This window comes from Bradyrhizobium sp. Ken64 (assembly GCF_055807555.1).
This window is the reverse complement of record NZ_JBVVPA010000019.1, coordinates 20,928-47,295: the sequence shown is the minus strand read 5'-3', so window position 1 is coordinate 47,295 and position 26,368 is coordinate 20,928. Positions and strand designations below refer to the sequence as shown.

The following is a 26,368-nucleotide window of genomic DNA, read 5'->3' as shown; positions in this document are numbered from 1 at the left end:
TCTCCTCGGCTTTCGGTTTCAGGTTGCAGGTGGAATGATGGCGTCGGCGGGCGACGCGCGAGCGGGTTTCCCGCCAGCAATGATGAGCGTGTCCGGACCCTTGCCGCCGGAGCGCATCGACGGCGACGACATCGCCTGGCGCTTTTCCCGCTTCAGCCGCACCTGGATCATGTGCGGGCAGCGGTGGTCGTCGAAATAGAGTTCCTGGCAGTGCATGCAGTAGATGCACTCATTGACGTTGATGTGACCTTCCGGATGGATCGCCTGCACCGGACACTCGTTGGCGCAGCGCTGACAGGGCGAGCCGCATTCCGGCCAGCGCCGCAGCCATTCGAACATGCGGATACGCCCCGGGATCGCCAGAGCCGCGCCAAGCGGGCACATGTAGCGGCAGAAGAAGCGCTCGACGAACAATCCGGCGGCGAGCAGGGTCAACGCATAGAGGACGAACGGCCACTCCCGCGCGAACTTCAGGATGATAGAGGTCTTGAACGGTTCGACCTCGGCGAGTTGTTCGGCGAAGGCGGTCGAGTAGAGCGACATCCCGAACAGGCCGAGGAAGATGATATACTTGATCGGCCAGAGCCGTTCGTGAAGTCCCCAGGGAACTCGGAACTGAGGCACCTTGAGCGCCTGCGCGACGTTGTTGAGCAATTCCTGCAGGGCGCCGAACGGGCATAGCCAGCCGCAGAACGGTCCACGGCCCCAGAACAGCAGCCCAGCCGCAATCGATGCCCAGAGGATGAAGATCAGTGGAGCCGAGAGGAAGTAGTCCCAGCTGAATCCGGTCAATAGCGAATTCGCGAAGGTCAGGACGTTGACGACAGAGAGCTGAGCGTTTGCATACCAGCCAAGCCAGACAAGGATGAAGAGCAGGTAGGCTCGGCGCACCCAGACGTACATGGCTGGACGTCGAACCAACACGTTCTGAAAGAAGAAGATGAGGGTGAGCGCGCCGAGTGCCGCCACGGTCAAGCCGACCTTGACGGTGTTGGCGCGCCAGATCCGCATCCACAGCGGCTCCTCGTCCGACGCGGGCGGCGGCGTACCGACTTCGCGCATCTCGGCAACGGAGGTCGTCGACGCCTTCGAAGCCGCCGCTTGCGGAGGCTGCGCCGGGGGCGCCTGGCGCTTCAGGTATGTCTCAGGAAGTGTATAGCCGAGATCGAAGGTGACCAACGCCTTGTCCCGGGCGCCGACGACGCGCTGCACCAGGAGCCGCAGCACCCATGGTTCAATCGGATCGAACGCGAGTTCGGGCGGCACCGTGAACAGCGCGATTTCCGGAAAGTCGGGCGCACCCTCGGCGGCAAGGCTGCCGAGCCGCGTGTGATCGCGGTCGCGGAAGCGGACGCTGTTGGTCTCCTGGACCAATTCGATGCGGTCGAAGATTCCGCCGCGGACGTAGGCGGCTCCCTTGAACGAGTAGCGGCCGGATCCGGCGACGACGAGCGCCTGCTGACCTGGCTTGAGACGGCCCGCGAGCCGTTGGTAGCCGTCGTCTCCGAGCAGACTGCGTCCGATCGTGGGAACGGCGACGTCGGCAACGTAGAGATCTATGAATGTGTCGTCGGGATCGCCTGCCTCCGGATGCGCGGTCGCGGCGGCGTTACCCGTGCTTTCGAACGCCTTGTTGATATCCGCAACCGAGAGGAAGAGCCGCCGGACCGAGCCGTCACCGAGGAGCGTCTGCCAATCGCGAACCTCGCTTATTCCGGGATCGATCCCTTTCGACGTTTGCGGCGCTGCGCTGGCGGCTGCATCGCCTTGGGCGCCGAGTCGACCGCTCTTGATCAGCTTCGTCGCGGAACGGACGATGCTGTCGCCGAGCACGAGGACCGTGACCGTCGCCCCGCTGACGATGTCGACTTGGGGCGCCTGCGCGGCACCGCGCGCCACCTCGCCCATGTCGGCGCCGATCAGCTTGTTGACGGCATCCAGAATTCTCTTCTCCGGAATCCCGACGAGAACGATCGGCTCCTTGTGCTCGACCAGCTTGAACCCCCTGAGCACGCCTTTGGTATCGATGCCGATCAGAACCTGGATCGGCTTGCCGGAGTAACCTGTCGCGTTGGCGAACTGGGAATTGAGGTAGACGAATCCTTGCAACTGCTCGCCGCGGTAGACCGGAACGATCGGCGGATCTCCCTGCGGCGGACCGAACCGGTCGGCGCCTTGGAAGAAGTCGGCGGGCGCGACCTTCGGCAGATAAGTGGCGAGATCGCCGGCCGCGAGCGCCGCATGCGCCCACAACGTCGCGCAGATCGCGACAATGACCGCGAATGCCGCTGCAGATGCAGGCCGTCTGTGAGCGAAACAACTCCGGACCATGGAGTACCTCAAAGCGGAACGGGTCTGCCCGAGCACGCTCATTCCATTCGAATTTGATGTTTGATATCCCGGGATCGTCGTTGACGCCGGACGGGAGGACGATTGAGCCAACGCAAATCGAGCTGCGTCAAGAGGGTCTATGTAATGATAGGAATGGCCTCGCAATTTGCGCTGCATCAAACAGCCGAGGAATATGATCATGCCGTTGCTGCGAACGACGCTCTTGAAGATCGAACCGGCAGGCACCCTGCAGTCGCTCGACGAACTGTTCGCGCTGGCTAACGCTATGGAGCGGGAAGCCGCGACCAAGTACGGGGAACTAGCCGAAGAGATGCGACGTCAGGACCGTTTCGACCTGCTGACGGTTTTCTCCGATTTGGCGGCGGCGGAGCGTGAACACGTCGATAGCGTGCAGCGCTGGTCGCAGTCGCGCCGCGGGAAGCTGCCGGATCCTGCCCTCGTCCGCTGGGAGGCGCCTGAGACGTTCGATCCCGACGCCACGGCCGAAATCAAGGCTTCGAACCTGATGACTCCCTACCGGGCGCTCGCGATGGCGGTGCGCAACGAGGAGCGCGCCTTCGCCTTCTGGTCCTATCTGGCCGCGTATTCGAAAGATCCCGAAATCAAGAAGGCTTCGGAGGCGATGGCCAAGGAGGAACTCGGTCACGTCGCGACGCTGCGCAAGGAGCGGCGACGTGCCTATCATCGAGAGCACGAACGGGCGCGGGCAGACGAAGCGGACCTATCCGCGGAGCTGATCGAGGCGCGAAGGCTTGAGCTTTGCCTCGCGACGCATCTTGCGGCGCTCGAGCGGCGTCTGGAAGGGGCGGCTGCGGTGCGCACGCGCGAGCTCCGCGAAACGACCATGCGGATGGCTGACGAGGTCGGCGATTTCGGAAGCTTTCCGGAGACGCTCGAGCAGCGGGACGCGCCGACGATCGCCGAGGCGCTGGCCGACGCCTATCTCGAAGGTGCCGAGCGCTCCGGCGATGCCGAGCGCGTCGAAATGCTGCAGCGGCTCGCGGAGAGAGCGATCTCGCGTTTGGCTTGGCTGCGTTCGCTCAGCCAGGACTAAGGCGGCCGATCGCTGCTGAGGAGATTCAGAGACGGCGATGGAGATGGATTGCGTCCGCGATGCTCCGGCCCGCGCGTTGACCAGCAGCAGTTCTGGTCCTCCATCACGTACTCATAGCTGCTTACTGGCCCCGCCAACTGATCGAGATTCGATGGATTCTGGGCTGATTTCGCTGATCCGGCAGCTTCGTGCTGCGACCAAGCTGCAGAACCGCCGATCGCGTCCGCGTCAACCGGGCTGGCGCAGGACGAGGCATCTTCTAGTTGACTCCGGTCATGGGCACGTTCCCCTAGGGGCCGCGCCGGCGAACCTGTATGGCTTCTTCGCCTTCGGCGAGGCCCTGCAAGCGGTGCGCATCGCGAAGCACGATGCGCTGCCTGCCGCCCTCGACGAGACCTTCGGTTTCCCAGGCGCTGAGAATCCGGCTGACAGTGTGCAGCGTCGTCCCCGTCATTTCGGCGATATCCTGACGGCTGATCGGAAAGTCGATCTCGACCCCGGCATCGACCTTCTTACCGGCCTGCTTGGCGAGGCGCAGCAGCGCATGCGCCACCCGCTGCTCCACGTGCTCGTTCGAGATCTCGATGACGCGCGCCTGGGTGTCCTGAAGCCGGCTGCCGACCGTCTCAAGCGCGCTCGCCGCAAGCGTGGGATATTTGACGATTAGCCGCTGCCAGGAGGACGAGGGCCACGACAGCGCGATGCTGTCGACGGCGGCGACGGAAGTCGCGGGATAGTGGGTCATGTTCATGGCTTGCGCCACGCCGAAGAGTTCGCCGGCGGAGACGTAGCGGACCACTGTCTGCTGACCTTGCGCGGTCGTCTTTTCGACGCGAAGATGGCCATGCAGCAGAAGGAAGAACCGCTCGGCGGGGGCGCCCTGGTCGAAAACCGCGCTGCCCTTCGAGTACCTGACCGAGCGGGCCTCGCGCAGCAGCTCGTCCTGCTCAGCGGGCGACAACCCGGCAAACATCGGCAGATTGGCCACTAGCGACCGGTCAATTGCGGCCATGGGAACCCCTCGAGTGCGGCCGAAAGACTACCCGCACTCCGGGCAAGCCTCAACGGCAGCGCCAGCTGTCTACTTCGGAAAGCCTTCCCGGAACTTGCGCTGGCGCAATCTTGGAGATGCCGTGCGGCCTATCGGCTTGTCGAGGGCCGGCGGAACCAGGCGGCCCTTTCGGGAAAAAACAGATGAAAAAGACAGATGGAAAAGACCGCCACGCTGGGCAGACTTCGGCTTGGCCGCGGCGCCCCGCACGCCGCCGAAGTGGAGGAGAAGTTGCCAAGGAAGGGCACCGACAGCGCCACGATGGTGTTCGAGTCGGCTTGGCCAAGATCGCACCGGTGACACGGTCAAGTTCGTAGTGCCGACAAGGGCCACAACTCGAGACCATAAAGGGCACGTTGCGCGGCGGCGTTCCAAGGTGAGAACGGAGAGGACGTCATCGTCAAGTTCGATCGGGAAGGCGTCTAGCCGCTTAGCAAAAAGCGCCGCCCGCTCAAATGCGTCGCGGACGGCGGCATTTCCAGCCCCGGGAGGGCGAGCAAAATTGCATGTCCACGTTCGGATGTCTGAGCAAAATTGCTCACTCTCCAAAGATCACGTTTGACTAGGTTTCCTTATCCAAAAAGGCCGGGTGAAGGTCGTCGTCATGTCCGAGCAAGGCAAGGAAGCCGTTGTCGGAATCCTGGAGCCAGGCCAATTCTTCGGCGAAGGCTGCATGAACGGCCATTCGCTCCGGAGTGCAACGACGACAGCGATGGAGGCATCGCTGATCACGGTGATCACGAAAACGGCCATGCTCGCGGCGCTGCACGACCAGCCCCAAGTTTTCCGAACTGTTCATGAGTTACCTGCTCACCCGAAACAGTCGTGTTGAAGAAGATCTGATCGACCAGCTCTTTAATTCCAGTGAAAAACGGCTGGCGCGCCTCCTTCTGCTCCTGGCGAATTTCGGGAACGACTCCAAACGCAAAGGGAGTCGAGCGCGCAATTGAATGTGATGCCCGGCCCTTTCTGACGCGGACAGGCCATCGGTTATTCACCTCCGCCGAGCAGCATGTGCAGCAGTTCGGTTTGGATTCTTCCACGACCTCCCTTGGACCTTCTTCGTCGAAGCGGTCCATGAGGTCGGTCACGACGCTCCCGACGAGCTTGCGCTCGATACCGCTGTCGCTCCGGTCTTTCCCGCGCAGTCTCTCGAAAATCCGCATCTCGTTCTCCGTTGTGACGGTTCGTAGATAATCCAGGCTCCGATCTGATCTTTGTCGCCGATCAAACAGGCGGGCGGATGATTCACTAGTTTGAGCCTCGACAAAGAGAGGGCGACGGCGACCACCTATTCTGGCGTTAATTCGATGGGAAGGCGCGCCATGGCGACGATGCAGAAATTGAGGGACTACGAGGGACCGGCCCTGCTGTCGCACGGCTTCCGCCCGTTTTTCCTGTTCGGCGCGATCTACGCCGGCGCGGCGGTTCCGTTATGGCTCGCGGCGTTCGCCGGCGACCTTTCGTTGCCGACCGCGTTCGCGCCGCGGGACTGGCACGTCCATGAGATGCTGTTCGGGTACGTCAGCGCCGTCGTAGCGGGGTTCCTTTTGACCGCAATTCCCAATTGGACGGGACGACTGCCGATCCAGGGCAAGCCGCTGGCGGTGCTGTTCGGGTCCTGGGTCGCGGGAAGAGCCGCGACCTCGTTCTCCGACGTGATCGGTTGGCGAATGGCGCTGGCGGTCGACGCCGCGTTTCTGGTTCTTCTCGCGGCGGCGGCCGCGCGCGAAATACTAGCCGGACGCAAGTGGAACAACCTGAAGGTCGTCGCCATCGTCTCGCTGCTCGCCGCCGCGAACGTCGCCTTCCACATCGAGGCTCATATCACGGGACTCGCGGAGTTTTCGACGCGCGCCGGCGTTGCCCTCGCCGTCACCCTGGTCTGCGTCATCGGCGGCAGGATCGTGCCGAGTTTCACGCGCAACTGGCTTGCGCGCCGCCCCCCGGGACGCCATCCGGTTCCATTCAACCGCTTCGACGTGCTCGCGATGGTCGCTGGCGTCTGCGCCTTGGCCGCATGGGTGATCTATCCGTCGGGTCGGTCGACCGCGGTCGCCCTCGCTGTCGCAGGGCTTCTCCACTTGGCCCGTTTGGTTCGCTGGGCAGGAGAGCGGACCTTCTCCGATCGCCTCGTCCTGATCCTGCACGTGGCCTACGCCTTCGTTCCCGTCGGCTTCTTCCTCTCGGCGCTCTCCGCGGTCGATCTCGTCGTCCCGAGTGCCGGCATTCACGCTTGGACCGGCGGGGCTATCGGGTCGATGACTCTCGCGGTGATGACGCGCGCCTCGCTCGGACACACGGGTCAGGCGCTGAAGGCATCCGGGCTCGTCCAGGCCGTCTACGCGGCCATCGTGGTCGCCGCTCTCGCGCGCATGTGCGCGGCGGTGGAGCCCAGCCACTCCGTCTCGCTTTTGGCGGTGGCAGGCATCGCATGGACGTTCGCCTTCTTCGGCTTTGCTCTCGCCTACGCACCGCTGCTTTGCCGCACGCGAAAGTTCTGATCGATGATCGGCGCCAGCATCTCCCGATGGACCATGACCTACTTCGCGGCGGCGCTCGCGTGGTTGTTCGTCGCGCTGTTCATGATGGTCGTTGGCGTCGGCTATCCCACTGCCGACATCGCTTCTCCCGACACGCTCGTTCTCGTTCACGTCACCTGCATCGGCTGGTTAAGCCTCGCCATGTGCGGCGCCTTGTTTCAGTTCGTTCCGGTCCTGGTGGCCAAGCCGCTGTTCGCGGAGAAATGGGCCTTGCCGGCCCTTGCCCTGCTGAGCGTGGGCCTCCTGTCGCTGCTCGGAGGGTTTCTTTCGCTCGACGGCCGACTTCCGACGGCGTTCTGGTCGCTGCCGCTCGGCGCCGTTCTGCTGGTCGCCGGCTTCGGCCTGGTCGTGGCGGACCTTGGGCTCACGGCATGGCTGCGCCCGACGGGACCGGCGCGTTTCGTTCTCGTCGGGTTGGCTTGCCTCGGCGTCACCGTCGTCTTCGGATCGTTCTTCGCTTTCGCACTCTCGGGATGGGCCGGATCTTTCGGTGATACGGTTCTCGCGAGGGGCATCCCGTTGCACGCCATCGCCGGTCTCGGAGGCTGGCTCACCTTGACGGCGATGGGCGTCAGCTACCGTCTGCTGGCGATGTTCATGCTGGCTCCGGACGTCGACGACCGGCAAAGCCGTGTCACGCTCGCGATGGGAGCGATGGCCGTCACGTTCGCCGTGGCGGGCGGCGCCCTTGCGATCGGGCTCGCGGCCGGTCTGCCAATCGTGCTGTCGATCGCCGCGCTCCTAGGCCTCGTGTGCGCCGGCTTGTACGGGCGCGACGTCGCCGGCATCTTCCGCAACCGCAAACGGCGCCAGCTCGAGCTCAACATGCGGATGGCGACGCTTTCGTTCGCGAGCCTGGCTGGCGCGGCGCTTCTGGGGGTCGCGCTCGTCTTTTTCGACGGTTTCACGCCGCATGTCGGCGCCTTCGCTTTCCTCGCCGTGTTTGGGTGGCTGTCGGGTCTGGTGCTCGCGAATCTCTACAAGATCGTCGCGTTCCTAACGTGGCTGGAAACCTACGGCCCCGTGATGGGCCGCGCTCCCACGCCGCGCGTCCAGGATCTCGTCGCCGAGAATCGGGCGACGAAATGGTTCGTCGTCTACTACGCGGCGGTCTGGCTCGGGACCGTGGCCCTGTTGGCGGGCGAGCCGACAGCATTCCGCGTGGCGGCGGCTGCGATGACCGTCGGAGTCGTCGGCATCGTCCATGAAATCGTGCGTATCCGTCGGCTCTGCGACGTCGCGAGCCCGCTACGGCTACCCGCCGGGGCGGTCCCGCCGCATCTTCTGTTCGCAAGAAACTGAGAGAGGAACACCATGACCGATTACATCGACGTCGACGTCCGCCCGATCCTGCGCGCTGGAGGCGAGCCTTTCTCGGTGATCATGTCGGCGCTGCAAGGCCTGGAGCCCGGACAGGGATTGCGTCTTTATGCGACCTTTAAGCCGATCCCGCTGTTCGCCGTGATGGAGAAGAAAGGTTTCGCTCATGCGGAGCAGGCCCTTGAAGGCGGCGAGTGGGAAGTCCTGTTCACGCCGGGGGAGCCCCGGCCCGAGGAGGTCGCAGCGGCCGGATCGATCTTCGACAACTGGCCGGCTCCCGCCGTCACGCTCGACAACAGGGATCTGGACCCACCGGAACCCATGATCAGGATCCTCGCGGAAGCGGACAAGCTCGGCCCCGGCGAAACGCTGTCGGCGTTCCTGCGCCGGGAGCCGGTGTTCTTGTTTCCGCAGCTGGAAAAGCGTGGCTTCCGCTGGCTGGGCGGGTTCACGCCGGACGGCGCCACCTACGAATTGACAGTCCGGGCCCCGTCGTGACCGGCGAGCTCGTCGGCCGCGTGCGCGACGCGCTGCGGGTCGTGATCGATCCGGAGCTCGGGGAGAACATCGTCGACCTCGGGTTCGTCTACGACATCGCCGTCGAGGCGGGGGCAGTCCGGATCACCATGACCGCGACGACCCCGGGATGCCCCGCGACGGGTTTTCTGAGGGAAGGGGCGCAGGCAGCCGCTTCTGCCGTCCCGGGGGTCGTTTTTGCCGACGTGACGATGACTTTCGATCCGGCCTGGACGCCCGATCTCATCGAGCCGTCGATCAAGGCTTCACTCGGGTTCGCGGCCGTGAACTGAGTTGCCTTTGGCGCCGGGACGGCGCGTTCGAAGTCGAGTTTGCGCCCCGACAACGTCGCGGCTTGCAGGACTTGAGACCATCCTTCAGCGGGGCGACGCCCTGTTTGTGCGGAGGTCGCCGTTTTCGATGAATTTCGCAAGGTCATGCCAACCCCGCTGTCGGCCGTGGGGATCTGACGCCATGGCCCTCACGATCGAGATCGATCACGCCAAGACCCGAGCCAAGGCCGCAGCGGCCGCAGGGCAGCCCGTCGTACCCCAGTCCGTCAAGGGGCCGATCCGACGGATCAAGTGGGGGATCCTCCTGCTGACCCTGTCGGTCTACTACGCCACCCCGTTCATCCGCTGGGATCGCGGGCCCAACGCGCCGGACCAGGCCGTCCTGCTCGATTTCGCGAACGGACGTCTCTACGCGTTCTTCGTGGAGATCTGGCCGCAGGATCTCTACCTCGTCACGGGCCTCATGGTGTTCGCCGCGACCATCCTGATCTTGACCAACGCGCTGGCGGGACGTCTTTGGTGTGGCTTCGCCTGCCCGCAGACTGTCTGGACCGACCTGTTCCTGCTGGTCGAACGGCTGATCGAAGGCGACCGCCGTCTGCGCCTGAAGAACAGGAATGCCCCGCTCACTGCGAAACGCGCCGCCCAGATCGCCGCGAAGCACGCGGCCTGGCTGCTGATCTCCTTAGCGACCGGCGGCACGCTGATATTCTATTTCACGGACGCGCCGGCCCTGCTGCGGGGCTTCGCGTCCGGAGAGGTGTCCGCGAACGCGTCCACCTGGATCGTCGTTTTCGCCGGCACGACCTACGGGCTGGCCGGCTTCGCCCGCGATCAGGTCTGCACGTTCATGTGTCCGTGGCCAAGGTTGCAGGGCGCGATCTGGGATCCGGAAGCCTACACCGTGAACTATCGCGACTATCGCGGCGAACAGCGGATGTCCGCCAAGAAGTCCACGGCGGTCCGGCTCGAAGGCAGGCCGGCAGGCGATTGCGTCGATTGCGGCCAGTGTGTCGCCGTCTGTCCGATCGGGATCGACATCCGCGAGGGCCCGAACTTCGCGTGCATCAACTGCGGGCTCTGCGTCGATGCGTGCGACGGGGTCATGTCCAAGCTCGGCCGCCCACGCGGTCTGATCGATTACGAAAGCTGGAACAACATCGAGCGGGGCCATCGGAAGGAGCAGCCGGTCAACAGGCTGGTACGACCGAAGACGATCGGCTTGACCGCCGCATGCGTGGGGCTCGCCGCCACGATAGGCGTCGCGTTCGCGACCAAGACAACGGCCATCCTTTCCGTTCAGCACGACCGCGATCCCGTGGCCGTCCAGCTCTCGGACGGATCGCTGCGCAACGCCTATACGGTCAAGCTTCTGAACAAGTCGTCGGCTCCGCACAGCTACACGCTATCCGTCGGCGGCGTCGACGCCAAACTCGTCATCGTCGGCATCCAGAATGGTTCCTCCTTCATGGTGGGGCCCGAGACATCCGAAGCGTTGCGGGTGACTTTGACGGGGTCGGCGGACGGTCGGGGCGACGTGGTGTTCACGGCTCGCGACGAGACCGGCGCTGTGGTCCTGACCGCAAAGGACAGGTTCGTCGATCACTAGCCGTTCGAGCTTGCGCCGCGTCAACGTCGAAGGCGCGCCCGTCTGCGAAGCTTAGATCGAAAGCCGGGACCGGCGTTTAGTCCGTTCCGGACCTGTTCGGAGGTCAAGTCATGCTGCACCACATTCCCAAGGCCATGATCGTCGTAGCCGCCGCTCTGGCGTTCATCGGCTCCGCCCCGACCTCGGCCCATGACGTCGTCGTCGGTCAGGCCTGGAGCCGCGCCACCCCCAAGGGCGCCAAGGTCGCGGGCGGCTATCTGGCGATCGAAAATCGCGGAGCTGCACCCGACAGATTGCTGTCGGCGTCGAGCGCGTCCGCGGGCAAGGTCGAAATCCATCGCATGTCGATGCAGGACGGCATCATGACCATGCGCCCCATTGAAGACGGCCTGCTGATTCCACCGGATCAGACGGTAACGCTCGCGCCCGGCGGAGATCACATCATGTTCGTCGGCCTCACCGCGCCCTTCGAGGAGGGACAGCGCATTCCGGTCGCTCTGAGGTTCGAGCGCGCCGGACGGATGGACGTCGACTTCGAGGTGGGGCCTGTCGGCGCGAAGGGGCCGAGGCTGCAGATCGCATCGAGCGCCCCGACAGCGGCCGCGGCACCTGCGATCAAAGCCGCACAGGCGGACGAGCCGTTCTTCACGCATCTCTGCGGGACGCGGGTGATGGCGGACGTCACGATCACGCCGGGGCGCCACGGACCGGTCGAGATCCTGGTGAAGCTCGAGGATGGCGACGAAAGGCCGCTTTCGGTCGACGCGCTGTCGGTGACACTATCGAGCCCCGACAGGAACGTGGCACCCCTGGCCGCCACCGCGGAGCGGGTGAGCTCTGATACCTGGAAGGTCCGGACCACGGCCGCGACGGAAGGCAAGTGGTCGCTGTCCCTCGGAATCGACATGAAGCCGGGTGAGCGGATCGATATGGCCGCGCCGATCCTTATCGAATGAGGACAGAGGCGGAGAAGTCCAGTGACGCTGTTGATCTGCCTTATGCCTTGCGAAACCCATAAGCGAACGGATCAGACCACGTTCTTCGTCATGCTGTAGAGATTGCAGATGTGGACGGCCCCCCACTTGTCAGGATGGTAGCAGACTTTTGACCTGATCGCTTGCTATCAGATGTCCGGCCTGTTTGCGCGGACAAAGTCCGCTGGCCAAGATGGTGTTCGCTACGCACGCTCCAAGCACATAGGCGACCTTGATGATGCCAGTGTAATCTACGGAAGCTCGCGCGTATCGACCGATCGGTCCTTCCATCTACTGCGTCCTGCAAGTTCGTGGGCTATCCGCCGAGCAACTCGCTCGCGGTGCCGATTTCAGATCAGACGGGCATGGCGGCTACCGGTCGGTTGTATACTCCGCCCGATATCCTCAATCGCCAAGCGATACGGGCGAACTTGTTGGCCAAGGCCAGCGCCACCAATTTCGGCGGCTTTCGCTCCAGTAGCGATGCAAGCCAGGGTGTGGGCTTATGACGGCCCTTTCGAATGTGCCTTAGCAGCGCGGTCGCGCCGACAATCAACGTCGATCGGAGCATTGAGTCTCCGGCCTTTGTGATTCCGCCATATCTTTGCCGGCCGCCCGTCGAATGATCCTTGGGTGTCAGTCCGAGCCAAGCGGCAAAGTCGCGGCCTGACCTGAACGTCTCCGGCGGCGGCGCCTTCATGCTTAGCATGGACGACCCAATCGGACCGACGCCGGGAATCGTCGCGATCCGCCTGCTGACATCATCGTCGCGGTGCCACCTCATTAGCTTGGCTTCGATCTTTGCCAGGCGGGCTTCGACCGTGGCATATTCCTCTGCTTGGAGTCGGAAGAGATCCTTTGCCATTTCCGGTAAGCTATCATCCTCGAGCACCCGCTTGATAAGTTGCGCGACATTCTGCCGACCGGCGGGGCCGACGATGCCAAACTCAGCCGCATAGCTCCTGAAAGCATTGGAAAGCTGCGACTTCACGCTGACCAGGCGTTCCCGCACAGTCATTAACATGCAGGCCGCTTGGCGTTCCTTCGATTTGACCGCTACAAACCGCATACTCGGCCGGGTGACCGCCTCGCACAGCGCTTCGGCATCGGCCGCGTCGTTCTTGCCCCGCTTCACGTAAGCCTTCACGTACTGAGGTGGGATCAGCTTCACCTCGTGACCGAACGACTGCAGCAGGCGCGCCCAATGATGCGAGCTGCCGCAGGACTCGATGGCGACGAGAACCGGTGGAAGCCGCTCGAAGTAGCGGATCATCTCGGCTCGCCGGAACTGGCGGCGGACCACCACCACCTCGTTCTCATCAACACCATGAAGCTGGAAAACCGACTTGGAAGTGTCCATACCGATGCGAACAGGAAGATTCATCAGACTTTCCTCTCATCTAGCTGTGACGCTGACAGCGCCATAGAACCGTGGGGATGAGAGGCCGTCCACACCAGCACAAGGTGGTCAAGTCTCCGGATCCGGATGGCGGGCCCGCTCCGCCGGCTGCTGCAGCGTGACGGGCGGCCGGCGTCGTCGGCGTAAAGGCGGTTTTGAGCAGCGGGCGGCCAAAAAGACCGTATCGGGGGCCTCCATAGCCGGAATCGCGGCCCGGTGCCCCCGTTCCGCCGTTCTGTACGGTAACCCCGGGCCTGTCTGAAAAGCTTAAGAACTCGATTTCGCTAAACATAGGAGGATCGTCTTCGAGGGCTATCAAAAAAATTTCCGTTTCAGCCCCGGAAGCAGCGCTCCCGCAGCTAAATAATCCGAACGCCTTTTCCGGGCGCTCCACCTTGGCCGCGCCGACGGCCTTGGATGACCATGAACTGAACCGGCCAAAAACAAGAAAAGGAATACCCAATGAACACAAAGAACACTCTCATCGAAGCCGCCCAGGCCCGGGAGGCGACCGATCAAGCCGACTTTTCCATCCGCGATTTCCTTCGGGAGCGGCAGGCGCTGCTGGTGCATTTCTCGACGCCCCAGACCAGCAGGCCGGAATTGATCTTTCCCCACGATCTCCGGACCGCGATGGGTCTCGTCGACCAGGCACTATGCTGCAGCACGATCCAAGCCGGCGATATCGGGCCGCACCAAGATCCAGCCATGGCGCCCGAGGAAGCCAACGCCGGAGGCAGCATCGGGATCATCGTCGACATCGACGACAACGACAGCGTGACCGCGGTGGGGCCAGGCGACGGCGGGGCTTATACCGATCCGGCGACCGGCCGCTTGGTATCTGCGGGACTGCCGCCGTCGCCTGAGAACTGCGCTCGCAGCATCGACAGTCGACAGACCGCCAACGAATGGTCGGTCAAGAACGATCGGGTGATCGGCATCTTCGCATTCCTGCCTGTGCTCGTCCGCCAGGCGTTCGGCGACGGGATCGAAGTCGAAGCTTTCATGGATCACGATCAGGCGTTCGCCCAGTTTCCCGAATACCGGATCTTCTCGGTCAACAAGGGGCGGTTCATGGAGTACGACCGGCGGACCCGGGAATGGAGCGAAGTGACCTTCGACCAGATCATGGCGGCCGAGCCGATCCCGGCGAGCTAGATGCCATGACAGGCTCTTTCTCGTCGGCGGAAACGTGCCTCTGGACGACAAGACACCGGGAAACCGAGGTCAGGGCCGAAGGAGAGGCGTCCGCCACCTGGCGGACGTCCCTGAAGGACTAGCTTTCGGCTGCTGCGGGAAGGTCTCGGCTCCAGCGGCCGGGGTCGTTGCCGACGTCGTACTCGCTGGCGGCCTCCTCGGACTGCTTGGCCCATGAGCCCGTCGGGTTCGCGCGGTCCAGCAGCTCGCGGGCGACCGCGTCCAGGCCTGCCGCCTGCAGCACCGCCATCTGGAACGCGTCGCGGGTGGCGAACTCGTCATCGGAGACCCCGTCGTCGAGGAGGCTGAGCGGCTCGTCGGGATTGCGCAGGCAAAAGTGGCGCCAGTTCTCGAAGCCGCACAGTTTGGCCGCGAGCTCCAGGCAGGCGGTGTGCTTGAGCTCGACGCCGAGCCCGCTCAGCACCTTGCGCAGTCGCTTTGCCATGCCCCTCATGCGCTCTTCGCTCATCGTGATGATCATCGTGTACTCCTGTTACTGGTTGATGTTGGAAAGGGGGCGCTCCGCGCGATACGACTGGCGCCAGCGCTCGATCTCGTCGCCGAGCTCCAAGAGCGTCGGGAAACGCTTGTCGCGGAGGAAGGCGTTGAGATCTCGGTAGAGCGGCTCGGAGAGGGACATCATCGGGGGCATCCGCATCGGGACGTAGATGATCGAGATGCGATGCTGTTCAGTCCAGGACTTGAGAGCCGGGTCGGGGCGAGCTTTGTAGTAGCTGTCGAGCCAGATTTGCTTCGGCCTCCCCAAGCGATCGGCCAGCCGCTCCAGTCCGGTGCCGATGTCGGCGATCCCGAATGTCAACGTCGCGCTTAACGGCCGGCACGCGCCGACGTCGGTGACCAGCCTGACCAATATCCGTTGGCGCAAATCGAGCATCATGGAATCAACCATCCAGGCCTCGTTGGGGCGCGTCACCTTGCGCGCGGGCGTCGGTGTGAACTGCAGGTTGTCGGATTTCATCTTGGATTCCTTTCTTCAGTTTCAGGATTGGGAGAGGAGCTTCTGGACATCAGCGGCATGACGGACGTCGCGGTCGGCGAGCGCCAGCCCGAAGCGGATCAGCGCATTCCAGACGGCGGTCTTGCTGGTCTTCACGCCGCGATCGGTGACAGCTTCGTGCACTTCGGCGAGCTTGATGGTCGGGCGCCTGGCGAAGAGCTCCCGGAGGAAGTCTTCCTGCGCGTCGAGCTTGGAGCGGTAGCCGTGCTTCCGCTCGGCGACCGCTCCAGTCTTGCGCCAGACCTCCACCCAGCGCTTGGCCTTCCGGTAGGGCAGTCGCATCGCCTCGGCGGTGGCCTTGGGGCCGGCACCGGCCGCGACGGCCGCGATGAACCGGGTGCGGACGGTCTCGGGCGTCTCGGCGAGCGAGGCGTTCTTCGCGGCGGTATCGTCGAGGAGCTTGTCGAGCAGCGGCTCGACGGCAAGGCGCAGGTATCCGAAGTCGCGGTTCGCCTGCAGCGCGATCTCCGGATGGACGCCGTTCGAGCGCAGCCAGGTCGGCACCCGGCGGGCGTGCATCCCGCTGCGGCGCGCGATCTCGGCCACGAACATGTACACGCCGGCGAGCGCGTGGACCTCGATGCTGGCGTACGGCGTGTAGCCGGGGCCGCGCTGCGCCAGCAGATCCGGCCTGGAGCCGGCGAGCCGGGACAGGAAGGCGACATTGACGTGCAGGATCTCTGCGGCGGTCGACTGCGCGATCCACTCGGGCGGCGTGGAGGCGGAGGGATCTTCGTGCAGATGGCCGGCGACGCCTGCCACGAAGGCATCGACGTCCTCCACCGCGAGACTGACGCGGATGTTGCGACGCTTGGTGCCTTTGTCGAAAACTCCGGCGTCGCCGGCGACGATGGCCGAGATGATCGCCGCCCAGGGCGTCTCACCGGTGCCGATGGCGCGGGCCGCGACTGCGATCGAGCGGCACCGGTCGCCGGCGGGGCGCGCGGCGGACCAAACCTTGTCCATGAGATCATCGATCGACGACTTGCTGTAGGCGACGAAGCCGGCAACCAAGCCGCAGATCGGTCCGTCCAGTCGACGGATCAGGCCGCGTTCGGCCAGGCTGGGAAGCACGGTTGGCGGAACTCCAAGCAGACCGGCTGCGACGCTCTCACTGACGGCGTCCTTCAGCTGCAGCAGCAGCGGCATGACGGCTTGGATCGACATCCGAACGGGGGACTGGACGTTCTGAGCGCGAGCCACGGGAACGAGCCCGCTGTTGGCCAAGCGCTGCAGGATCGGGCGTTCGACCCCGCAGGCCGCAGAGAGCTGCTGAATCGACAGCATGGAGCCGCCGGCGTCCGCGCCCTTGCGCAGGAAGTGGTCGCGGCTGGTGGCCTTCATGTCGGCGTCGATCATGCCGCCGAGCAACTTCCGGATCTTCGGCTCGATGTGCTTGTCGTGAATGACGTAGGCGAGCGCACCCAGCTCCTTGCGGCGCCCGTAGTGCTGCGGCCGCTTTTCCATGTCGGCGCGATGGCGCTCTGCCAGCGAAGCGAAGCCGGCTTCGCCGCCGATGACGGCGCGGGCTCCGAGAGCCAAGAGCTCCGGCGTCAAGGCTTCGAATTGTTCGCTGCTCTTGCCGCGGCCCTGGGCGCTTTTCGCGCTTCGGGCCGGATCGAGCGTCAGGCCGGACGCCAGCGCGATGACGGTCTCGAACAAGTCGGCGTTGGAGAAGTCGCGCCAGGCTTCCGGCAGCAGCCGGCGGGCGGCTTCCTTTCGGGCCGGGTCCGGATCGACGAGCCCGTGCACGAAACCGTAGCCCTCATCGTCGTCGACGGGGAAGATCGGCTGCGGGAAGTCCCGCAGGTCTGCGTCGCACTTGTCGCAGAGGAATGGCAGGTCGGCGCGCAGCCACCCGAGCTTGCGACGGCACGCCGGGCAGGTGTCGAGGAGCTTTTCCTTCGTCTGGAAGTCGTGGGCGAGAGGGCGGAGCTCCCATGGCGCGCGGTGGTACTGCGCGATCTCGAGAGCTCTCGGCGAGACCCGACGGTACCGGGTCTCGCGAAGGTGCAGCCGGATCTGCGTGCCGAAGAAATCGATCGATTCGGAGCCCGAGTGGGCGAATTCGCCGGCCCGGTACGTGCGCGAGACGATGTCCTGCGGCGTGCACCCGACCAGCGTGGCGATGCGGGCGATCTCGTCCGGATCCGTCAGTGTCGTCGCGATCGACACCGCGTTGGGCTTGGTCGCGTCGGCGAGCTTGAGCAGCGTGGCGACGTTCCTGACGGCGGTCACCGAGAGCGTCCGGCCCAGAAAGCCGCGCACGCTCTCGTCGACGTAGGGCGGGCCCACCGTTGCGATGAACCTCTTCGGCGGGCTTGCGATGGTCATGCCGCCTCCTTGCCGCCTCGCTTGGCCTTTACGGCGGCATCAGCCTTGAGGCGGCCGAGCGTCTCCTTGCGGGGGCCGTTGGCGAACGGGTCGAACAGGGGACGCGGTTCGGTGGCGTTGAACGCCCTGAAGGCGCTCTCGAAGTCCGGCCACGTGACGGAGGTTCGTCCCTGACGGAGGGCGCGTTCGAGGCTCATGCGGAGCACCCGACAGGCGATGCCAGGTACCCCCTCGCACATGTCGTAGATCTTGGCGCGGTCCTCCAAGGTGGACAGCCATCCCAGCGCTTCGTCGACGACGCCGGTCTTCACCATCTCGTCCTCGATGCGCTGCAGGAAACGGAAGAAATACTTGCGATCGGCTTCCTTCTTGATGTCGAAGGGGCGCAGCGTGGCGTCCTCGTCCGCTACGCTGCGCGACTTGAGCTCCTTCGACCGGAAGAGCGCGAGCATCTCCTCGGTGCCGACCAGGATCACGGAAAAGATGCCCTCGTTGACCATGGTCTTGATCAGCATCGCCATCGAGTGGCCGGTCTTGCCGCCGTCGTGGCGCAGCATTTCGTGCGCTTCGTCGATGATGAGCAGGAGCGTGCGCTTGGTTCTCGCGATCTCGTAGATGGCGCGCGAGACGACCTGCGCGTTGATCGGTCCGGATCCCGGAATGATCTCGTGGGCGGCGTCGCCATAGTTCTCGAGCACCAGGGAGAGGAAGGCGCGAGGGGTCCTTACGCCCCGCATCGTGACGAGGGACGCGGGGATGTCGCCTTCGGCGAAGCTCGGGTCGGCATTGATCTCGTCGACCACTTTGCCGATGGACGTGCTCTTCATCGAGCCGCTGGGTCCGACGATCGGGAGAACCCAGAGCTCCTTCATCTTGCACGGACGGCCCTTGGCCGCCGCTCGGCGCGCCTCGTTGACGCGGACCACGCTGCTCGTGCTGCCCAGCAGCCAGTGCGTCTTCTGCCGGATATTGCCGAGCCTGGGGTGTTCGATGACGATCTCGTCGAACTTGGCCAAACGTTCGATGCCGGCCTGGATGAGGTCCTTCTTCATCACGTTCTCCTGTTACTTGGGTTTGGTGCGGGAAACCCGCGTCGGGACTTTGGTCTTGGAGGCGGCCGTTTTGCGCGACTTCGTGCATTTGGCCTGGGCGAGCTTGTTGGACGATCGGCTTTTGCTTGCCGGGAGGCGCGGAGCTGTCGTCGCCATCGTGTCGGCCTCCTTGCGGTTCTTCGCGCGATCGGCCTTGAGGGGGGTGACCTTGTGCCGGCGCTCCGGAAGCCCGCTGTCGTCGCCGATGCGCAGGCGTTCGTCGTCGAACGTTGCGTCCCACCAATCGTCATCGGTATGGCGCCGTGCTTCCCGGTTCGCGCGCATGGACGGCGCGCCGATAAGCCTCTCCCAGTGCTGCTGCGGGCGCGCCCTCGCCTCCGAACGCTCCTCGTCCGTGCCGAAGGCGAGGCCCTCCTTTCTGGCGAAGTCGCGGAGGAGCGCGTGCTCCGCGATCGGCGTGCTGGTCAGAGGCTCGGCGATCCCGGCGGTGATCCAGCGCGGAGCCGGTCGAGCGGTGCTGTCCCACACGAAGATGATGGACGGATCGGAAGGATCCTTGATCTTCACCTCCCTGATGCCGCCGGATTCCATCCTGGTCAGCATCTCGGCGAGGGCGGCGCTGTGGTAGCGGAGTCCATTGAAGCGGATGCCGGACGCCGTGAGGGCCGCGCTCTGGAAGCGGCCTAGTTCGACCTGGCTATTCAGCTCGTCGTAGATTGGGGGTGTACCGTCGACGACCATGAGCTCGGTCGTGTTGGGCGGGGGGTTGCGGATGAGCCCGCGCAGTCGTTCGATGAAATTGCCGATGAAGTTACGCATATGTCGGTCCTTTCCCTGGGTACCGGTCTTCAGTCACGACCGCGGGTCGTGGCTGCGCTTCGTGTCGAAGCGCACGAGGTCGTCCACGCGCGTGCTGGTGGCGGTCTCGTCGTGCCAGCGCATGTTCCGGAATTTGATGCCGTTGCCGGCCGTGTGGACGGAGCCGAGAACGTGGTCGATTGCCGCGACGTTGCTGATGAAGCGGCGGCGCTGGACGACGAGGCCTTCCTGCCACTTGCGCGCCGGAATGGCGTTGATGCCGTCATGGTGCCGGTAGCTGTAGACCTCGATGAGTTCGTGGAGAAATTCGTTGAGGTCTTCCAAGGTGACCAGCGCCTCCTTCGACGGATCGAGTCCGGCCTGAGGCATGACGTAGGTGTTGTGCCGAACCGCGCCGGCGTGCATGTGAGCGAGGCCCTTCGCCACCGTGTCGAACCAGCGGTCCCCGATCGCCTTGTACTGGGGCGTGTTCGCGGGCGCGTAGTGCATTTCCATGCCGAGGTTCGAAATCGAATGCTGGAAAGTGGGCGACTGGCGCGCCAAATCGCGGTCCAGCAAAATCTTCGTGGGGCATCCCCAGGCGTCCCACGGCCGCTTGATCTGCGGATAGAGCGTCTGGACATATCCCTTGTGGCGGTTGACGCGCTTCAGCGTCGCCAGCACGGAAGAGAGCGACGGCGGCTCGAACGTGATGGAGTAGCCGAGCGGCATGCGGCTATAGACGTCGAGGCAGGCGGTGAGAAAGGGGCGCCCGAGCGGCAGCAGTATTCGGCCGTCGAGCACGTGCACGTCGAGCCGGGTGGTGTCGATGATGGCCAGTTCGAGTGGCCCCTCGGCGGTGAAGTGCTCACGGTGGCCGACGGTAGTGTCGAAGCGGGTCGGGTCGACATCGTCGACCTCGCCGCCGATCGGATCCTCGGAGCAGTCTGCCGCCGGCTCGACGGTGTCGTGATTGCTGCGCCCGAAGAAGCCGCGCAGCGGGGCAATGAGAGTGCGGATGAACTTCTGCATGTCTGGATTCCTTCCGTTACCAGCCTTCGTCGTCTGCATTTTCGTCGTGGGATTGCTCGGCGGTCGCGGTGGTCGGAGCCTCGATGGTCTCGCCCCATCCTTCGGGGTCGCCGGCATCGTCTTCCACGACGGGACTGTCTCGTGCCCTGGGATCGCCGGTCGGATCGCCTCGCTGCTCCTTGACGTAGGCTTCGTGCTCGGCGTTCTCGGCGTCCGCCTTCCCGCGCTTCTTCGTGCGCTGCCCCTTGGCCACCGTGGCCTTGCTGGGCGTCCTCCCCTTGTTCGGTCGGTTGTCCGGGCTCAGCAATTCGGCCGCGAGTTGGTCGGGAAGGGGGATTTCGTCGGGCGCGACTACGTTGAGACCTGCGGTCGAGGACTCGACCTCGGCGTCCTGGATGTCGTCCAGCGTGATCGTCGGGAGTTCGTTGGTCGTGCCGTCGTCGAATTGGCCGAGCTCCCAGGCGAGCCCGCGGCGTGCCTGGCGGCTCTCGCGCATCGGCATCTGACCGGCGAGCTTCTCCCAGTGCTGGCGGAGCTGGCTGTAGGCGTCCCAGCGCTGCTCCTCGGTGCTGAACTCCAGATCCTTGGACTTGGCGAATTCGCGGACGCGCTCGTGGTGCCAGAAGGAGAGGCCTTTCTGGAATTCCCTGTCGGCGTTCGGCATCGTAACCCAATAGGGCTTGGGCTCGCCGCCGTGGTTCCAGACCCTGATGGAGGACGCATCGGCAGGGTTGTATTTTACGACGACCCGCACCCGCGACTGTCCGAAGGTTCGCGGATCTTGAGATCTCTTCTTCTCGAAGCTGACGAGGTCGTCCAGGAGCATGCTGGTGACGGTCTCGTCGTGCCAGCGCATATTCCTGAACTTGATCCCGTTGCCGCTGAGCGTAGCGGTGTGGACGGGGCCGAGAACGTGGTCGAGCGCCGCGACGTCCGCGATGAACGAGCGCCGCTGGATCGCGAGGCCTTCCTGCCATTTGCGCGCCGGGATCGCGTTGATGCCGGCGTGGGGACGGTAGTGATAGACGTCGATGAATTCGTGAAGGAGCTCGTTCAGATCCTCGAGCGTGATCAAGGCGTCCTTGGCGGGGTCGAGCCCTACCTGCCGCATGACGTAGACGTTGTAGCGGACGGCACCGGCGAGCTTATGGATCAGGCCTTGATTGATGGTGCCGAAAAAGCGCTCGCAGATGGCCTTGTACTGCGGCGTGTTCGCGGGTGCGTAATGGACTTCGGTGCCGAGGTTCGACATCGAGTGCTGGAAGGAGGGCGACTGATGCGCCCAATCGCGGTCCACCATGATCTCCGTGGGCCGCCCCCAGCCGTCCCACTGCCGCTTGATCTGGGGATAGAGCTTCTGGAGATATCCCTTGTGGCGATTGACGCGCTTCAGCGTCGCCAGCACGGAATAGAGCGACGGCGGCTCGAACGTCACGAAGAAGCCCAAAATCATTCGGCTGTAGACGTCGATGCAGACCGTGAGGTAGGGCCGCCCAAGCGGCAGCAGCAGCCTGCTGTCGAGCACGTGGACGTCGAGCGGGGTGGTGTCCATGATGGCGAGTTCGAGCGGCCGCTCCGCGGTGATGTGCTCGCGGTGGCCGTGCATCTTGCGCCAGGCCTCGCTAGGCGTGGTCCTGCGAGCCCAGTTGTCGAAGGTCAGCGCTTCGTCGATCCGGCGCCGGATCACCTTCGGCCGCGGGTACTTGAGCTGATCGTCTGCCGGTCGCTTCTTGTTGAGATCTTTGATCGCATCGTGCAGGGCGCTGTAGGCGTCGTTGTAGTCGCAACCGCGGCTGCTATAGAACTTGTCGATCACCCCCGGGATCAGGGTCTCGACCTCCTCTGCGAGCCGGCGCTTCGAATTCCTGCCGCGGTTGTCCCTGAAGACTTCGAGCGGCCGCGCGCCCGGCCGGCCGCAATGCTTGATGCAGTGACGCAGGCGCGCGACTTCGACCCGATAGGGCTCCGGGCGCTTGCCTTTCCGGATTTCGTTCGTTTCGTATCCGAGCTGAAAGACGACGGGGCGCCAGCGCGTGATCAGCTCTCCGAGGCCCTCGTTGCCGAGGCTGGTGCCTTCTTCGTCGGCCTTGACGGTGTAGAACTGCCTGGCGAGCGCTGCACGCCCCTCCGCGGTGAGCTTCGCCTGCGATGGATCGGAGGAATCAGTCCAAAGCTCTTCCGGACCGAATTCGCGGAGTTCGACCGGGTTGCCGTCCCGGTCCTGCGCGATCTTCCGGATTTGACGCAACGCGTGCATCTCGAGGAATTTGTGCTCGAGGATCTTGATCTCGTCCCCGTCCGCCACCTTCTCGAAGCGCATGACGTTGTACGCTTTCCAGCGATCGAAGCGGATCGGCCCCTTCTCCGCATGCTGGAACAGTTCGCCTTTCTTGATGTCGAGCGAGGACATGCCGGCTCTCAGGACCGCAGATCGGCGTCGGCCGCGTCGCCAGCATCGAGGTCGGTCAGCGCCTGCAGCAGGTTGGCGGCCGACCGGTCGATCAGAACTACGCGCGGGCATTCCCATGCGTCGGTCCGGACAGCTTGCTGCAGCACGCGCAAAGCGCTGCCGGCCGGCTCGAAGTCGATCTGATGCGCGATGATCGTCCGGGTTTCGGCGTCGATGCAGACGGTCAGATGCGGGGTGGTGAGGTGCTTGGGCATTGGTGAACTCCTTACTTGCCGAGCTGGAGGGCGGCGCTCTCGGTCAGGACGACCGGCGTCTGCTGGGTGATGCGCAGATCGATGTCGACGCGGACGTGGCGGCGGACGATCAGGGCGCGCAGGCGCGCCAGGCCCTGCGGGCTCCACTCGTCGTCGGCGCGGCTGAGGGTGGCGACGACAGCACCCCAGGGCAGGGTGCCGTCCGTGTGCCGGAAGGCTTCGCCGAGCCGGATGTAGTCCTCGGCCGAGACCGTGGCGAACCGGTCCATCCGGATGAGCCGCGCGTTCGCCAGGCGGTGCCCTTCGGCGAGGTACTTCGCCGCGGTGACGATGCGGAATTTCCAGCCGCGGAGATTGCAGACATGTTTGGCGAGCCAGAGCTTGAACGCGTATTCGGGATCGCGCCGGTGCTCGTCTTCGGTCCGCTTGATCTCGACGATCTCGATTGCGGTGTCGGCGAGGAGACGCTCGCTGTCGGGGAAATACACGAGCGTGCGGCCGTCGCTCATGCGGAATTCCATCCGCATCGGCTGCATCATGAAGGTGCGGACGTTCCAGTCAGCCTCAGAGACCCAGATGAAGTGCCGTTCGGAGATGCCCTCCCACGGCAGCGGCCTGCCGGCCTTGAGCGAGGGGAACTCGCCGGTCGGCATTTTTTTGACCGCCTGGATGACCGTCCTGATCGGGCCGCCGCCCTTGGCACGGACGATGCGGGCGCCTTCGAGCTTGGGACGCTTCTTCGACATCGCTGCTGCGGACTAGCCGGTTCCCGGACAAGGCGCCGCCGTTCGCCGGAAACGGGGTTTCCGGCGTTCGGGGTGAATTGTGGGGATCTGCGAGAATCCGGACGGCGCGCGGCCTTGCCTTCCCCGCACCGAGCTGCTCAGGTGCGGGTGTCTGTGAAGGCGGTGTCCGGTTCTCGAAGCTGGCTACCCCCGATCGAAGGGCGGTCCCGTTTGCGCGGGGCCGCTTTCGTTTTTGGGCCTAGGGGGTCGTCCATTCTCCTTTCGCTTGGGCCCTTGGGTTGCGGTTACGAGCGCGACCATGACGATCGCTATTTTAGGAGTCGAGAGGGTTGGGGGACGCGACGACCGGGTCGGGGCCGTCGCGCGCCTTCCTCGGCCGTCCGCGGACCGTCGCCAAGGTGTGTCCCGATCGCCGGACTCGCTGGGGCTGTCGTTCCAGCTCCTGAAATATGAATCCTTGAAATCTTGTCGTCGCGCCGCTCCGGGTCGCGAACGCAAATTTTTCGCTCCGCGGCCGCGGAGTGGATGCCCGTAGAATTCGAGTCCTTGAAATCTTGTCCACGCCGCCGCGCTGCCGTGCGTCGGTCTCGGCCAGCGCCGAAAAGCGCCTTCCGTGTCGCGTCGCAGGCCCCCGGAGAGGCGCTAAGGGCCCCGGCCGGGGATCGGACGATTCTGTGGATAACTCTCGGCTCAATGGCGAACTCCGTTCCTTCCGGAGGCCCCACCGGGGCCGAAATTTCGAATTCCTGGCCTAAAGGTCGATCCAATCGGCCTGCATGGCTGCCTCGCAGGCGCGCCCCAGGAGCGCCCAGACCCGTTGCCGGCGCGCATGGGCGAGCACCTGGAATCTGGCGATTCCGGGCGGTCGGCCCGTCAACGGATTGGCCACCTCCATGGCGAGGACCCGATAATCGGACACATCGGCGAGGTCGCTGTCGTTGGCGATGTGCAGCGTCCCGGTCGGTCGTCGCAATGCGCCGCTGCCACCAGGCCATAGCTCCACTTTCACGACGAGCATGGGGGCGCCCCCTTCGTGAGCTCGGCATGGACCCGCAGCGCGCCGGCGGCGGCCGCGAGCCGCTGCGCGATCCGGGCGGGTCCGGCGCCGGGACGGAAGGCCGCGACGAGGTCGGGAAGATCGAGGTCGGCCACGATGGCGTCGTCGATGTCGGGGGGCGCCCGTTTCGCGAACCGGGCGATTGCCCTCTTCAGCACGGCGCTGTTCGGGGCCGCGAGCCGGATCGTCATGTCTGCGGCGCCGATCATCGACCTGGGAAGCAGGCCGAGGTCGGCGGCGATGCCCACCACCGATTGACCGGCCGACAACGCGAGGGAGACGGAGGCGGAGCTAGTCGAGAAACCGCGTTCGCCGGGATTGGGACCATGCCTGGTCTGCTGCAGCCAGCGTTCGCCGAAGGTGTCGCGGAAGTACAGCGAGACCGGCATGACCCAAGCGGTCGTCGGCACGTGAACGACCGCGCAGATCGCCAGGTTATGGCGGAGCCTGCGTCTCTGGTCCGGCGTCGTGGCTGCCTCGAAGGCAGCTGCGACCACGGTGGTGACAGCGTCCGGGCGCTCGCCTCCCGGCGGATCCCCGTCTTCCTCGCGGTCTAGCACGAAGGCTCCCTCGATCTGGGACTCGTCCCCGTCGTCCTCGAACCGGCCGAGCTTGTGGTCGTAGACGCGGTCGATCAGGACGGCGCCGCGTGGTTGATCATGGCGCCGCTTCGGGGTCAGGGGGATGATGTTGTCGGGTGGGCGACGGCCTGTAGGCTTTTTCATGTGCGGGATCTCACCAAGGTGAACGGACCAAGCGGTCCGGAGTGGAGGTCGAGTTCGAGAGCGTCTGCGCAGGCGAGCGCCATCACCGCGACCGAAGGGTCGTGGTTGCTCCGGATGGTCTCCAGCAAGCGGCCGAGCTCCATCGGGCCTTCGTCGGCCAGTGCCTTGAGGATGCCGATGCGCAGAGCGATGGGGACCGGCCGGTCTTTGCAAGACCAGACCTCCCGGCAGTTGGAGCGTCTCGGCTCGCGTTTCAGGTCTTCGGCCATGACGACCAGCTGCTGCAGCCCCAGTTCGCGCAACGCGATCTGGACCAGTCCTTCTTCGTCGAGATCGCGGACGCGGCGCGCCGGCACCACGTCGAGATGGAAGCGGCGGCCATCCTGCTGCAGGACGACGGCGTCGACCTCTACTTGCGCGGACCCAGCAGGCGCCGACGCAACGTGAAGGATCGACCGGACTGCCGGATCGAGCGACGCCTCGACGAGAGCCTCGCGGAGCGCAGGGTGTCTCGCAGGGATCGGGGTCGCGGTTTTGGCGGACGAGAATAGGTGGGGGTGGCCGCTGCGGGGGCGGGGGCGGAACATGATGAAGCATCCGAGGTCATTGGAAGAACGGAGCAGGGCTCGGTCTC

Annotated in this window: 23 protein-coding genes and 1 pseudogene; 9 read left to right on the top strand and 15 right to left on the bottom strand. The window is 64.7% G+C overall.

Annotation, left to right across the window (positions count from 1 at the left end; translation table 11 throughout):
- Nucleotides 1-18 precede the first annotated feature (18 nt).
- Entirely contained in the window at nucleotides 19-2,331 is a 2,313-nt protein-coding gene (locus tag AC0L2F_RS27080; RefSeq protein ID WP_473250496.1) for a 4Fe-4S binding protein, read from the bottom strand.
- Nucleotides 2,332-2,530: 199 nt separating this feature from the next.
- Here AC0L2F_RS27080 and AC0L2F_RS27075 point away from each other — a divergent pair, with 199 nt between their 5' ends.
- Nucleotides 2,531-3,406, top strand: a complete 876-nt coding sequence (locus AC0L2F_RS27075; RefSeq protein WP_473250495.1) for a ferritin-like domain-containing protein — start codon at nucleotides 2,531-2,533, stop codon at nucleotides 3,404-3,406.
- A gap of 289 nt (nucleotides 3,407-3,695) precedes the next feature.
- On the opposite strand, the gene AC0L2F_RS27070 is transcribed toward AC0L2F_RS27075, so the two are convergent.
- Complete coding sequence (locus tag AC0L2F_RS27070) at nucleotides 3,696-4,418, bottom strand: Crp/Fnr family transcriptional regulator (protein WP_106946483.1); 723 nt, start codon at nucleotides 4,416-4,418, stop codon at nucleotides 3,696-3,698.
- Between the two features lie 607 nt (nucleotides 4,419-5,025).
- On the opposite strand from AC0L2F_RS27070, the pseudogene AC0L2F_RS27065 reads away from it, so the two are divergent.
- From AC0L2F_RS27065 to AC0L2F_RS27035, 7 genes and pseudogenes are all read left to right on the top strand, one after another.
- Nucleotides 5,026-5,374, top strand: a pseudogene (locus AC0L2F_RS27065) (Crp/Fnr family transcriptional regulator); the annotation flags it as partial.
- A gap of 408 nt (nucleotides 5,375-5,782) precedes the next feature.
- Nucleotides 5,783-6,961, top strand: coding sequence for an NnrS family protein (locus AC0L2F_RS27060; RefSeq protein WP_473250494.1), 1,179 nt, complete (start codon nucleotides 5,783-5,785; stop codon nucleotides 6,959-6,961).
- A 33-nt stretch (nucleotides 6,962-6,994) separates the two neighbouring features.
- Entirely contained in the window at nucleotides 6,995-8,302 is a 1,308-nt protein-coding gene (locus AC0L2F_RS27055; protein WP_473250493.1) for a hypothetical protein, read from the top strand.
- 12 nt (nucleotides 8,303-8,314) lie between these two features.
- Nucleotides 8,315-8,818, top strand: coding sequence for a DUF2249 domain-containing protein (locus AC0L2F_RS27050; protein WP_473250492.1), 504 nt, complete (start codon nucleotides 8,315-8,317; stop codon nucleotides 8,816-8,818).
- Nucleotides 8,815-9,129 carry a metal-sulfur cluster assembly factor gene (locus tag AC0L2F_RS27045; protein ID WP_199198744.1) on the top strand — a complete coding sequence of 105 codons (315 nt, stop codon included), beginning with the start codon at nucleotides 8,815-8,817 and terminating at the stop codon, nucleotides 9,127-9,129. The genes AC0L2F_RS27050 and AC0L2F_RS27045 overlap by 4 nt, the downstream gene beginning before the upstream one ends.
- Nucleotides 9,130-9,310: 181 nt before the next feature.
- A complete protein-coding gene (gene ccoG, locus AC0L2F_RS27040) occupies nucleotides 9,311-10,738 on the top strand; it encodes a cytochrome c oxidase accessory protein CcoG (protein WP_473250491.1) in 1,428 nt (475 codons plus the stop codon).
- 110 nt (nucleotides 10,739-10,848) lie between these two features.
- Nucleotides 10,849-11,694 carry a copper chaperone PCu(A)C gene (locus tag AC0L2F_RS27035; RefSeq protein ID WP_473250489.1) on the top strand — a complete coding sequence of 282 codons (846 nt, stop codon included), beginning with the start codon at nucleotides 10,849-10,851 and terminating at the stop codon, nucleotides 11,692-11,694.
- Between the two features lie 373 nt (nucleotides 11,695-12,067).
- On the opposite strand, the gene AC0L2F_RS27030 is transcribed toward AC0L2F_RS27035, so the two are convergent.
- Nucleotides 12,068-13,096 (bottom strand): IS110 family RNA-guided transposase, encoded by a 1,029-nt coding sequence (locus AC0L2F_RS27030; RefSeq protein WP_473250488.1) that lies wholly within the window; start codon nucleotides 13,094-13,096, stop codon nucleotides 12,068-12,070.
- A gap of 477 nt (nucleotides 13,097-13,573) precedes the next feature.
- On the opposite strand from AC0L2F_RS27030, the gene AC0L2F_RS27025 reads away from it, so the two are divergent.
- The gene (locus tag AC0L2F_RS27025; protein WP_473250487.1) at nucleotides 13,574-14,269 is read left to right on the top strand and encodes a hypothetical protein; all 696 of its coding nucleotides are present in this window, start codon (nucleotides 13,574-13,576) and stop codon (nucleotides 14,267-14,269) included.
- 118 nt (nucleotides 14,270-14,387) lie between these two features.
- Here AC0L2F_RS27025 and AC0L2F_RS27020 read toward each other — a convergent pair whose 3' ends face one another.
- The 12 genes from AC0L2F_RS27020 to AC0L2F_RS26965 form a co-directional block, all read right to left on the bottom strand.
- Complete coding sequence (locus AC0L2F_RS27020; protein WP_473250486.1) at nucleotides 14,388-14,789, bottom strand: glyoxalase superfamily protein; 402 nt, start codon at nucleotides 14,787-14,789, stop codon at nucleotides 14,388-14,390.
- Nucleotides 14,790-14,801: 12 nt separating this feature from the next.
- The gene (locus tag AC0L2F_RS27015) at nucleotides 14,802-15,287 is read right to left on the bottom strand and encodes a hypothetical protein (protein WP_473250485.1); all 486 of its coding nucleotides are present in this window, start codon (nucleotides 15,285-15,287) and stop codon (nucleotides 14,802-14,804) included.
- Nucleotides 15,288-15,308: 21 nt separating this feature from the next.
- The gene (locus AC0L2F_RS27010) at nucleotides 15,309-17,660 is read right to left on the bottom strand and encodes a hypothetical protein (protein ID WP_473250484.1); all 2,352 of its coding nucleotides are present in this window, start codon (nucleotides 17,658-17,660) and stop codon (nucleotides 15,309-15,311) included.
- Nucleotides 17,657-18,712, bottom strand: a complete 1,056-nt coding sequence (locus AC0L2F_RS27005) for an ATP-binding protein (RefSeq protein ID WP_473250483.1) — start codon at nucleotides 18,710-18,712, stop codon at nucleotides 17,657-17,659. The genes AC0L2F_RS27010 and AC0L2F_RS27005 overlap by 4 nt, the downstream gene beginning before the upstream one ends.
- 12 nt (nucleotides 18,713-18,724) lie before the next feature.
- Nucleotides 18,725-19,531 (bottom strand): Mu transposase C-terminal domain-containing protein, encoded by an 807-nt coding sequence (locus tag AC0L2F_RS27000; RefSeq protein WP_473250482.1) that lies wholly within the window; start codon nucleotides 19,529-19,531, stop codon nucleotides 18,725-18,727.
- Nucleotides 19,532-19,564: 33 nt separating this feature from the next.
- Nucleotides 19,565-20,542, bottom strand: a complete 978-nt coding sequence (locus tag AC0L2F_RS26995; protein WP_473250481.1) for a hypothetical protein — start codon at nucleotides 20,540-20,542, stop codon at nucleotides 19,565-19,567.
- Nucleotides 20,543-20,558: 16 nt separating this feature from the next.
- The gene (locus AC0L2F_RS26990) at nucleotides 20,559-22,952 is read right to left on the bottom strand and encodes a hypothetical protein (protein WP_473250480.1); all 2,394 of its coding nucleotides are present in this window, start codon (nucleotides 22,950-22,952) and stop codon (nucleotides 20,559-20,561) included.
- 8 nt (nucleotides 22,953-22,960) lie between these two features.
- Nucleotides 22,961-23,206 carry a hypothetical protein gene (locus tag AC0L2F_RS26985; RefSeq protein WP_473250479.1) on the bottom strand — a complete coding sequence of 82 codons (246 nt, stop codon included), beginning with the start codon at nucleotides 23,204-23,206 and terminating at the stop codon, nucleotides 22,961-22,963.
- 11 nt (nucleotides 23,207-23,217) lie between these two features.
- Nucleotides 23,218-23,952: a Tn7 transposase TnsA N-terminal domain-containing protein gene (locus AC0L2F_RS26980; RefSeq protein ID WP_473250478.1), complete on the bottom strand. Its 735-nt coding sequence runs from the start codon at nucleotides 23,950-23,952 to the stop codon at nucleotides 23,218-23,220.
- Nucleotides 23,953-24,703: 751 nt separating this feature from the next.
- Nucleotides 24,704-24,970, bottom strand: coding sequence for a hypothetical protein (locus tag AC0L2F_RS26975; RefSeq protein ID WP_473250477.1), 267 nt, complete (start codon nucleotides 24,968-24,970; stop codon nucleotides 24,704-24,706).
- On the bottom strand, nucleotides 24,958-25,734 hold the full coding sequence (locus AC0L2F_RS26970) for a hypothetical protein (RefSeq protein ID WP_473250476.1): 777 nt from the start codon (nucleotides 25,732-25,734) through the stop codon (nucleotides 24,958-24,960). Before AC0L2F_RS26970 ends, AC0L2F_RS26975 begins: the two co-directional genes overlap by 13 nt.
- Nucleotides 25,731-26,321 (bottom strand): hypothetical protein, encoded by a 591-nt coding sequence (locus AC0L2F_RS26965; protein WP_473250475.1) that lies wholly within the window; start codon nucleotides 26,319-26,321, stop codon nucleotides 25,731-25,733. The genes AC0L2F_RS26970 and AC0L2F_RS26965 overlap by 4 nt, the downstream gene beginning before the upstream one ends.
- Nucleotides 26,322-26,368: the final 47 nt, after the last annotated feature.

Coding starts and splice junctions, on each gene's coding strand:
- AC0L2F_RS27080 (WP_473250496.1), bottom strand. CDS start 2,331: ATGGTCCGGAGTTGTTTCGCTCACAGACGGCCTGCATCTGCAGCGGCA.
- AC0L2F_RS27075 (WP_473250495.1), top strand. CDS start 2,531: ATGCCGTTGCTGCGAACGACGCTCTTGAAGATCGAACCGGCAGGCACC.
- AC0L2F_RS27070 (WP_106946483.1), bottom strand. CDS start 4,418: ATGGCCGCAATTGACCGGTCGCTAGTGGCCAATCTGCCGATGTTTGCC.
- AC0L2F_RS27060 (WP_473250494.1), top strand. CDS start 5,783: ATGGCGACGATGCAGAAATTGAGGGACTACGAGGGACCGGCCCTGCTG.
- AC0L2F_RS27055 (WP_473250493.1), top strand. CDS start 6,995: ATGACCTACTTCGCGGCGGCGCTCGCGTGGTTGTTCGTCGCGCTGTTC.
- AC0L2F_RS27050 (WP_473250492.1), top strand. CDS start 8,315: ATGACCGATTACATCGACGTCGACGTCCGCCCGATCCTGCGCGCTGGA.
- ccoG (WP_473250491.1), top strand. CDS start 9,311: ATGGCCCTCACGATCGAGATCGATCACGCCAAGACCCGAGCCAAGGCC.
- AC0L2F_RS27035 (WP_473250489.1), top strand. CDS start 10,849: ATGCTGCACCACATTCCCAAGGCCATGATCGTCGTAGCCGCCGCTCTG.
- AC0L2F_RS27030 (WP_473250488.1), bottom strand. CDS start 13,096: ATGAATCTTCCTGTTCGCATCGGTATGGACACTTCCAAGTCGGTTTTC.
- AC0L2F_RS27025 (WP_473250487.1), top strand. CDS start 13,574: ATGAACACAAAGAACACTCTCATCGAAGCCGCCCAGGCCCGGGAGGCG.
- AC0L2F_RS27020 (WP_473250486.1), bottom strand. CDS start 14,789: ATGATCATCACGATGAGCGAAGAGCGCATGAGGGGCATGGCAAAGCGA.
- AC0L2F_RS27015 (WP_473250485.1), bottom strand. CDS start 15,287: ATGAAATCCGACAACCTGCAGTTCACACCGACGCCCGCGCGCAAGGTG.
- AC0L2F_RS27010 (WP_473250484.1), bottom strand. CDS start 17,660: ATGACCATCGCAAGCCCGCCGAAGAGGTTCATCGCAACGGTGGGCCCG.
- AC0L2F_RS27005 (WP_473250483.1), bottom strand. CDS start 18,712: ATGAAGAAGGACCTCATCCAGGCCGGCATCGAACGTTTGGCCAAGTTC.
- AC0L2F_RS27000 (WP_473250482.1), bottom strand. CDS start 19,531: ATGCGTAACTTCATCGGCAATTTCATCGAACGACTGCGCGGGCTCATC.
- AC0L2F_RS26995 (WP_473250481.1), bottom strand. CDS start 20,542: ATGCAGAAGTTCATCCGCACTCTCATTGCCCCGCTGCGCGGCTTCTTC.
- AC0L2F_RS26990 (WP_473250480.1), bottom strand. CDS start 22,952: ATGTCCTCGCTCGACATCAAGAAAGGCGAACTGTTCCAGCATGCGGAG.
- AC0L2F_RS26985 (WP_473250479.1), bottom strand. CDS start 23,206: ATGCCCAAGCACCTCACCACCCCGCATCTGACCGTCTGCATCGACGCC.
- AC0L2F_RS26980 (WP_473250478.1), bottom strand. CDS start 23,952: ATGTCGAAGAAGCGTCCCAAGCTCGAAGGCGCCCGCATCGTCCGTGCC.
- AC0L2F_RS26975 (WP_473250477.1), bottom strand. CDS start 24,970: ATGCTCGTCGTGAAAGTGGAGCTATGGCCTGGTGGCAGCGGCGCATTG.
- AC0L2F_RS26970 (WP_473250476.1), bottom strand. CDS start 25,734: ATGAAAAAGCCTACAGGCCGTCGCCCACCCGACAACATCATCCCCCTG.
- AC0L2F_RS26965 (WP_473250475.1), bottom strand. CDS start 26,321: ATGTTCCGCCCCCGCCCCCGCAGCGGCCACCCCCACCTATTCTCGTCC.